We start from the raw sequence: 5,807 nt of genomic DNA on the forward strand, positions 1-5,807 counted from the left end.
TTTTGTGTGCTGTCAAGGGTGGCGTAAGCTGCCATCAAACATCATATCTGCAATTTTCAAGGTTCAATCTGAGCCTATTTCTTAGACTTCATTTTTTCATAACTCATTTGACACTACCTACAACAGCTTTCATTTATTTACATGAACTGCAGTCTATTAAAGTATAGCCGACTTCATTTCAAATTACAACTGTTTTCTTCCGCTCTGCTTTTCCTGCATTTGCGCAGAAAAAAGCACCGCCCCCGCGCTCCATGTCGCAAAAACAGTGCCCTGCGTGCGCGATCAGGGGTTCGAACCCTGGACACCCTGATTAAGAGTCAGGTGCTCTGCCAGCTGAGCTAATCGCGCTTATTTCTTTGATTAATTTGCCGTTGTTTTCAACGCAAGAGTTATTATACTGTATCATTTCCAAAAATGCAAGTACTTTTTTTATATTTTCTTGATTTTTTTTTGCGGGTTATATACAATGAAGAAAACTCGGCTCCGAAGGCTCATTTACAGGCCCGGCGCTGACAGGAAAAATCATCTTAAAAGGAGTACGAATGTGAGACTGAAACATATCAAAGGAGCTGAGGAAGCTGTCGCTCTGAGCTCTTATGTCATTCATGACGCCAAAGAGCGTCCCGGAACCTGGAACCGCCTGTTTGACAGCCAGGGTCCTATCCACATTGAAATAGGTATGGGAAAGGGCCGGTTTCTGATGGAACTGGCCGCGCAGAATCCACAGATCAATTATATCGGAATCGAACGCTACAGCAGCGTCCTGCTGCGCGCCATTCAAAAAATGGAGGAGGAGCCTCTGCCGAATCTCTGTTTCTTATGTGAGGATGCCTCTGAGCTGGAGCAGTTTTTTGCCCCAGGCGAAATCAACCGAATCTATCTGAACTTCTCCGATCCCTGGCCCAAAGCCCGCCATGCAAGACGGCGGCTGACTTCGGTAAATTATCTGAACCGTTACGCGCCTCTTCTGGCGGAAGGCGGACAGCTGGAATTCAAGACCGATAATGAGGCATTGTTTGACTTTTCTCTGGAAAGCGTTGAAGAAGCCGGATGGAAGCTGCTCGGATACACCAGAGATCTGCACAACGATCCCCAGATGAATGCGGGAAACATTATGACTGAATATGAAGAGAAATTTTCTTCCCGCGGCAATCCTATCTATAAACTGACTGCCATCCCTCCCCGGGTACGTTCCTGACGTAGATTTTTCTGTCCGGGACAGGCGGAGATCCGTTTTCCTCGTTTTTTCAGATAATTTGTCTTATATTTCGACATCGGTATTGTCAAGCAGGTTTTTTATATTTGGGCTGTTTTTATCTGATTTATTCAATCTGTACAAAACATCCGTTTCGCTAAATACTATGTAAACCTGTGTTTTACACATTGAAAAATGTGGATAAAGTGGATAACTTCGTTGATAACTTTCTTTTCCGGCTTTTCTCCTTGGATAAAATGTGGATAACTTTTTGGTTATCCACTCTTTTTCGTTAAAAATTTGTAAACTCTATTAAAAGTTTGTGCAAAATGCAGTGTTGGTAATTTATGCCACGAATTGCGCTTTTTTTCGTGTCTGACAATAGGAAGCTATTGTCAAAATATATTTTCAATTGGCCTGGCATGAAATTCTCCGAGATGTATTTCTTTGAGAAGCTGAACGGACTGTTATTACTGTAAAAACGGACAGGTGTTGACCGTGCAGTATGAAAAGAGAGAAAAGACGGCCAGTGGATACCGGAGAACTGTTACCGTATATCGAAGCAGCGGATGCAGCGGGTGCCCTTTCAAAACAGACTGCATTAAGGGAAACAACTGTAAAACTCCAATGGAGGACCGGCAGAAAGTACTGTATGTTTCGAAAAAGATGAAAGAAAAGCGTCAGGAAACACTAAAACGGATTACCAGTGATTATGGAACACAGCTTCGAATGAACCGAAGCATACAGGCAGAAGGAAGCTTTGCAAACATTAAAGAGGATATGGAATTCAGGCGATATTTATATCGAGGGAAAGCAAATGTAACCGCTCAGAGTATCCTGCTGGCGATCGGGTATAACATAAACAAGCTTCATCATAAGATTCAGGCGGAAAGGACAGGGCGGCATTTATTTCTACTCAAACAAACCGCCTGATTTTGACAGGCCAAAAGTAAATCCTGAAAACGAACCTTTTTTCCAGAAAAGGTTTATTAAAGTTCGCCTTTTTGTAGAAACAGAATGAAAGAAGAGAATATTTCGCCTTAAAAAACGGCAAAAAGATGCTGCCGCACCTATGATTTTCTAATCATTGATGCGACAGCTCCTGTATCTTAAAAGATTCTTCTTACACAGATAACATTTCTGTAATTTGCCGGAGATGTAAATTTGATTCCTGTAGCAGCTGTGCTGGCATGTACGATGGTATTGTTGCCGCAATAGATTGCCACATGGCCGCTGTAGCAGATGATATCTCCCGGCTGCGCTTCTGCCAGGCTTACTTCATATCCTATGCTTCTCATCGCGCTGGAGGAATGAGGCAGGCTTACACCGAAATTCGCGTACACGCTCATGACAAAACCGGAACAGTCCGCGCCGTTCGTCAGGCTTGTACCTCCGTATACATACGGGTTCCCTACGAACTGGCTTGCAAAGCTTGCAACCGCGTTTCCGCTGCTGCTGCCGGAGCCGCTTCCTACTACCGTCTGAGAAGAGCTGCTGGAAGAGCTCTTTGTCTTGGCTTCCACTTCAGCCGCTTTTCTTCTTCCCTCTTCTTTTGCCGCTTCCTCCTCTGCCAGGCGCGCTTCCTCTTCTTCTTTGGACTCAGCCTGTACAAAGTCAGTTCTCAGATCTACATAGTCAGTGGATACCCAGCCGTCTCCTTCTTCGATAGAGACCTGAACCCAGCCGTCCTGCTCACTGGTAACAGTCAGCTCTTCGCCTTCACCAATTAATCCCAGAACACTGGCATCTGTGCTGGCGTCTGTTCTGACCCGGAGAGTCTGTGTGGTAACGGTAGCTACCCTCTCGCCCACTTCTGCGGCAAGAGCCTCTGCGTCATCGCCTGTGACCACATAATCGGCCTTTACATAGCCTGTCACGCTTCCGGATGTGATTTTATACCATCCATCCGTCTCCTCTTCGATGGTACCAGCCGAGTTATCGTAAAGCTTTCCGAGAATCTCGCTCTCCTCGTTGGGCTCGCTTCTGACATTCACATAATCATTTACCTGCGCAATACAGATTCCATCATATTCAGAAGGAGTCATCTCTTCCAGAACTATTTCATCCGCTGCCGGGTCTGCCTGATATGCTTCCGTCATAACGGACGCGATGCCTTCATCTGCTGACAGAAGATTGGCTGCTGCTTCTGCTCTGCTTCCGCTTATCAGAAAGCAGAAAGCTCCGGCCAGGCACACTGCTGTATATCTATGCATCTTCTTACTATCCTCCGTATAGTCCTTTGCTCAATTATTACAAATTTGTTAAGACTTATGAAAGAATTATAACAGCCCAATCCTGGCTTGTCAACCACTTACGCCTACTCTTTTATGATATTTCCTGATTATTTCCTGAATGTTTTTGGCTTTTACCTATTTATATAGAAGGAACTGTAACAGACCTGTAATTTTTTTCTATTGACAACTGAATTTTTTATGATTAAAATAATAGGAAACAATAACTGTTATCATTATTATGAAAGGATGTTTTTATGCCAGCATTAAAATACAGCCGGCAGCGGGAATCTATCAAGCGTTTTCTGATGTCCCGGTATGATCACCCTACTGCCGATACCATCTATCTGCATGTGCGGGAGGAATTTCCTAATATCAGTCTGGGAACCGTTTACCGCAATCTGTCCCTTCTGACAGAACTGGGAGAAATCATTAAGATTACCACCGACGGGCCGGACCGGTTTGACGGCAATGTGAAGCCTCATTCCCATTTCCTCTGCCGGAAGTGCCATTCTCTTCTTGACGTGCATCTGGACAATGAAAGCTTTATCGACCAGCAGGCTCAGAAGAACTTTCCCGGCACTATCGACGGTCACTCTATTTTGTATTACGGAATCTGTTCTGATTGCTCAAAATAGTGCTTGACGAACACGCAAATCTGTGATACATTAATGTCAGTAACAGGAATCATTACTGTTTTTAGCAATAACTAATCAACTATATTAAAAAAAGAAAAGGAGAATATGATTATGAAGACATGGGTATGTTCTGTATGTGGTTATGTATGGGAAGGCGAGAATCCGCCTGAGAAATGTCCGCAGTGCGGCGTTGGCCCGGACAAATTCACAGAGCAGAAGGGCGGCCTTACCTGGGCAGCTGAGCATGTAGTAGGCGTAGCACAGGGCGTAAGCGAGGACATTCTTGAGGATCTGAGAGCAAACTTCAATGGAGAGTGCTCCGAGGTAGGTATGTACCTGGCTATGGCAAGAGTTGCTCACAGAGAGGGATATCCGGAAATCGGCCTTTACTGGGAGAAGGCAGCCTGGGAAGAGGCAGAGCATGCTGCAAAGTTTGCTGAGCTTCTGGGAGAGGTTGTTACCGACAGCACCAAGAAGAACCTGGAGATGAGAGTTGCCGCTGAGAATGGCGCTACCGCTGGTAAGTTCGACCTTGCTAAGCGCGCAAAGGCTGCGAACCTGGATGCTATCCATGACACCGTACATGAGATGGCCCGCGACGAGGCTCGTCATGGCCGCGCATTTGAGGGTCTTCTGAAGAGATACTTCGGCTAAAAACCACACCTGAGTATTCAGAAATTCTTATGAGTTTTAAGAGAGTGGACTGATTTTAAGTTCACTCTCTTTTTTCTTATATTTTTCTTAATCTCCTTGACATCGCTGCAAAACAGCGTATAATACGAATATAATATAACATAGTTTTCAATACTACATATTAAAATATTATAAAACTGTTTAAGGAGATGGCTTTTATGAAATTTGAAATCAAAGATCCCGGCAGCGCAATCACTCATTTTATCGGTATGCTCATGGCTGCCTTTGCGGCTACGCCCCTTCTGATACGCGCCGCCCAAAATCCGGATAAGATCCATGTCATATCTCTGGCTGTCTTTATCGCAAGCATGATCCTGCTCTATGCGGCCAGCACCACTTACCACACCTTGAATCTTTCCGAGCGTGCCAACCGTATTCTGCGGAAAATCGATCACTGCATGATTTTTGTGCTCATTGCCGGCTCTTATACGCCTGTCTGCCTGATTGTTCTGGGCGGGCGGACCGGATACACGCTCTGCGCCCTTGTATGGGGCGTGGCCCTGGCCGGAATCCTGCTGAAAGCTTTCTGGGTGACCTGTCCGAAATGGTTTTCTTCTATATTATATATCGCCATGGGATGGCTCTGTGTTCTGGCTTTTACCCAGCTTCTGAACGCCCTTTCACCTGCTGCCTTTGGCTGGCTTCTGGCAGGCGGTATCATCTACACCGTGGGCGGCATCATTTACGCTCTGAAGCTTCCAATCTTCAATGCCAGACATAAGAATTTTGGCTCTCATGAAATTTTTCATCTGTTTGTAATGGGCGGAAGCATCTGCCACTTTATTATGATGTATGTCTTCGTGGCCCATATGCCTCTTCCCGTCTGACGCAGGAAGCTCCGGCTGAGATTGCGGCCGGAAACGCAGTTTAAGTTTACAAAAGTACCGTTTACAGAAAGATACCCCTTCGCTTATAATAATCAGCGGAGGGGTAGTGTGAAAGAAAGTAGAGGCCAGCCGAAAAATGGCGCACTGAAACAAGCTATTGAAAAATAGCCATTTGAAACAAGGTTGATTTTGTTGAGATATGCTAAGAAGCAAGCAAGGGTTC

General features: G+C 45.2%; 5 protein-coding genes, 1 tRNA gene and 1 pseudogene. 5 read left to right on the forward strand and 2 right to left on the reverse strand.

All coding sequences use genetic code 11. The features are described from left to right. Positions 1-275: 275 nt before the first annotated feature. Positions 276-348 (reverse strand) — tRNA-Lys (locus tag B5E82_RS17555). Positions 349-544: 196 nt separating this feature from the next. Here B5E82_RS17555 and trmB point away from each other — a divergent pair. Beyond that, positions 545-1,198 carry a tRNA (guanosine(46)-N7)-methyltransferase TrmB gene (trmB, locus tag B5E82_RS17560; protein ID WP_087308816.1) on the forward strand — a complete coding sequence of 218 codons (654 nt, stop codon included), beginning with the start codon at positions 545-547 and terminating at the stop codon, positions 1,196-1,198. Between the two features lie 480 nt (positions 1,199-1,678). Next, a pseudogene (locus B5E82_RS18930) lies at positions 1,679-2,128 on the forward strand (transposase); the annotation flags it as partial. A 176-nt stretch (positions 2,129-2,304) separates the two neighbouring features. Here B5E82_RS18930 and B5E82_RS17570 read toward each other — a convergent pair. Next, positions 2,305-3,408: a C40 family peptidase gene (locus tag B5E82_RS17570; protein WP_087308817.1), complete on the reverse strand. Its 1,104-nt coding sequence runs from the start codon at positions 3,406-3,408 to the stop codon at positions 2,305-2,307. A gap of 275 nt (positions 3,409-3,683) precedes the next feature. On the opposite strand from B5E82_RS17570, the gene B5E82_RS17575 reads away from it, so the two are divergent. The 3 genes from B5E82_RS17575 (at position 3,684) to trhA (ending at position 5,584) form a co-directional block, all read left to right on the forward strand. Further along, on the forward strand, positions 3,684-4,064 hold the full coding sequence (locus tag B5E82_RS17575; protein ID WP_087308818.1) for a Fur family transcriptional regulator: 381 nt from the start codon (positions 3,684-3,686) through the stop codon (positions 4,062-4,064). Positions 4,065-4,175: 111 nt separating this feature from the next. Beyond that, positions 4,176-4,718 carry an NADH peroxidase gene (locus tag B5E82_RS17580; protein ID WP_087308819.1) on the forward strand — a complete coding sequence of 181 codons (543 nt, stop codon included), beginning with the start codon at positions 4,176-4,178 and terminating at the stop codon, positions 4,716-4,718. A 197-nt stretch (positions 4,719-4,915) separates the two neighbouring features. Then, positions 4,916-5,584 (forward strand): PAQR family membrane homeostasis protein TrhA, encoded by a 669-nt coding sequence (gene trhA / locus B5E82_RS17585; RefSeq protein WP_087308820.1) that lies wholly within the window; start codon positions 4,916-4,918, stop codon positions 5,582-5,584. Positions 5,585-5,807: the final 223 nt, after the last annotated feature.

The organism is Lachnoclostridium sp. An138, from assembly GCF_002160765.1.
Taxonomy (GTDB): domain Bacteria; phylum Bacillota; class Clostridia; order Lachnospirales; family Lachnospiraceae; genus Laedolimicola; species Laedolimicola faecalis.